This window comes from Mucilaginibacter sp. P4_G9 (genome assembly GCF_056400985.1).
On the sequence record NZ_JBFUKF010000615.1, the window covers coordinates 1 to 2,146 of the forward strand.

The following is a 2,146-nucleotide window of genomic DNA, read 5'->3' on the forward strand; positions in this document are numbered from 1 at the left end:
GTAATAAAACACAAGCATTCGTTTTTGCCATGAACGATTGGAACCTGTACGATAATTTCACCAATGGTAAAATGGATGGCGGCAGGATAGAATATGTACGGCTTTTTGCAGCCATAGCATTCATTATTTTAATTATTGCCTGCATCAACTTCATGAACCTGTCTACCGCGCGATCAGAGAAACGAGCTAAAGAAGTAGGGGTACGCAAGGTAATGGGAGCAGGTAAAGGAAAGCTGATTGGCCAGTTTATAGGTGAAGCTGTTATAATGTCGTTTATTGCTGTAGTAATAGCTGTAGGGTTAATATATATTGCACTGCCTTCATTTAACAACCTGGTACAAAAAGATTTGTCGGTAAATGTATTTGAATCCGGCCATCTTATCTACCTGGTTGCAATAGGCGGGATTACCGGTTTACTGGCAGGTAGCTACCCGGCATTTTATCTTTCATCCTTTAACCCGGTAACGGTATTAAAAAGCATGAAACTTAAATCGGGTACCGGTGCGGGCTTCATCAGGCAGGGCCTGGTTGTTATGCAGTTTTCTGTCTCCATTATACTCATTATCGGTACCGTGGTTATATATCAGCAAATTCAGCATGTAAAAAACAGGGAGCTGGGTTATAATAAAAGTAACCTGATCTACATTAATGCACAAGGCAAATTAACCGATCATTTTGCGGGAATATATAATGATTTAAAACAATCGGGGTTTGTTGAGGATGCTGCGTTAAGTGAATACCCGGTAGTACAGATCTGGAATAATACCGATAACTACGCATGGAAAGGTAAGGATGCATCCAAAAATCCACTAATCACGTGGGAAAATGTTAGTCCGCAGTTTGTAAAAACCATGGGTATGAAGCTAACATCGGGCAGGGATTTTTATTCCGATCCAAAACTTGATAGTAATAATGTGATCATCAACGAAGCATTTGCCAGGCAAATGGGAAAAGAGGGCCACGTAGGAGGGATAATAAGGGATGGCGGTAATAAAGTGCTTACAATAACCGGCATCATTAAAGATTTTTTGTACAACGATATGTACATATCGGGCGCTCCGCTTTTGCTATATAACCATCCCGAAGGTACAAGGGTTTTAAGTGTAAGGTTAAAGGCCGGTGTAAACCTAAAAGAAGCATTAAACAAAACAGGGGATGTTTTAAAAGATAATAACCCGGGCTACCCTTTTGAATACAAGTTTATTGATGAGGATTTTAACCAACTGTTTATAACCGAAACCCTAACCGGCAATCTGGCAGGTGTTTTTGCATCCCTGGCAATATTCATATCATGTCTTGGCTTATTCGGTCTTGCTGCCTATACCGCCGAACGCAGGATAAAGGAAATAGGAATCCGCAAGGTATTGGGTGCCACAGTTGCGGGTTTAACAGGTTTGTTGTCAAAGGATTTTTTAAAGCTGGTAGGTATTTCATGCCTGATAGCGTTCCCGGTTGCCTGGTGGGCTATAGCCAAATGGCTGCAAAATTACCAGTACCGTATTACTATACATTGGTGGGTGTTTGCCATTGCAGGGGTATTGGCCATGCTGATAGCCCTGGCAACAGTTAGTTTCCAGGCCATAAAAGCCGCGTTGACTAATCCTGTTAAAAGTTTAAGGAGCGAATAGACGTTCATTAGTTCACTGGTTCATTGGTGGGAAGCGGCAAAGCTTGCATATTTGAACGCATGATGGATGCAGAAGTTAATAAAACCGATGAATTTACCAACCAGACAAGACCAATGAACTAATGAACTAGTGAACCAATAAAACTAATATTATGATAAAGAACTACATTAAAATAGCCTGGAGAAATTTAAAGCGTAACAAAGCTTACGCAGCTATTAGCGTTATTGGTTTGGCGCTTGGCATTGCCTGCGGCATTTTGATTTTTACGCTGATAACCTATCACCTTAGCTTTGATACTTTTCATAAAGATCCTGACAGGGTTTTTCGCTTGTATACCGAGTGGCATGATGAGGGGATTGATAAATCAAACGGAGTGCCCCAGCCTTTAGGAAAAACATTCAGAAACGATTTTACCCTGGGCGAAAAAACAGCAAGGGTGATAAATTTTCATCGCCCCCTGATTACGATCACAAAGGGCAACGATGCTAAAAAGTTTGAGGAAGAAGATGGTGTGGCTT

The 2,146-nt window shown here is 41.1% G+C and carries 2 protein-coding genes; both read left to right on the plus strand.

Going from position 1 to position 2,146, the window contains the following annotated elements:
- Window positions 1-1,628 (plus strand): FtsX-like permease family protein (locus AC1DPZ_RS25950; protein ID WP_477408941.1); only part of this gene is annotated, 1,628 nt, incomplete at its 5' end.
- A gap of 151 nt (window positions 1,629-1,779) precedes the next feature.
- Window positions 1,780-2,146, plus strand: a 367-nt coding sequence (locus tag AC1DPZ_RS25955) for an ABC transporter permease (RefSeq protein ID WP_477408943.1), incomplete at its 3' end; no start/stop codon positions are given.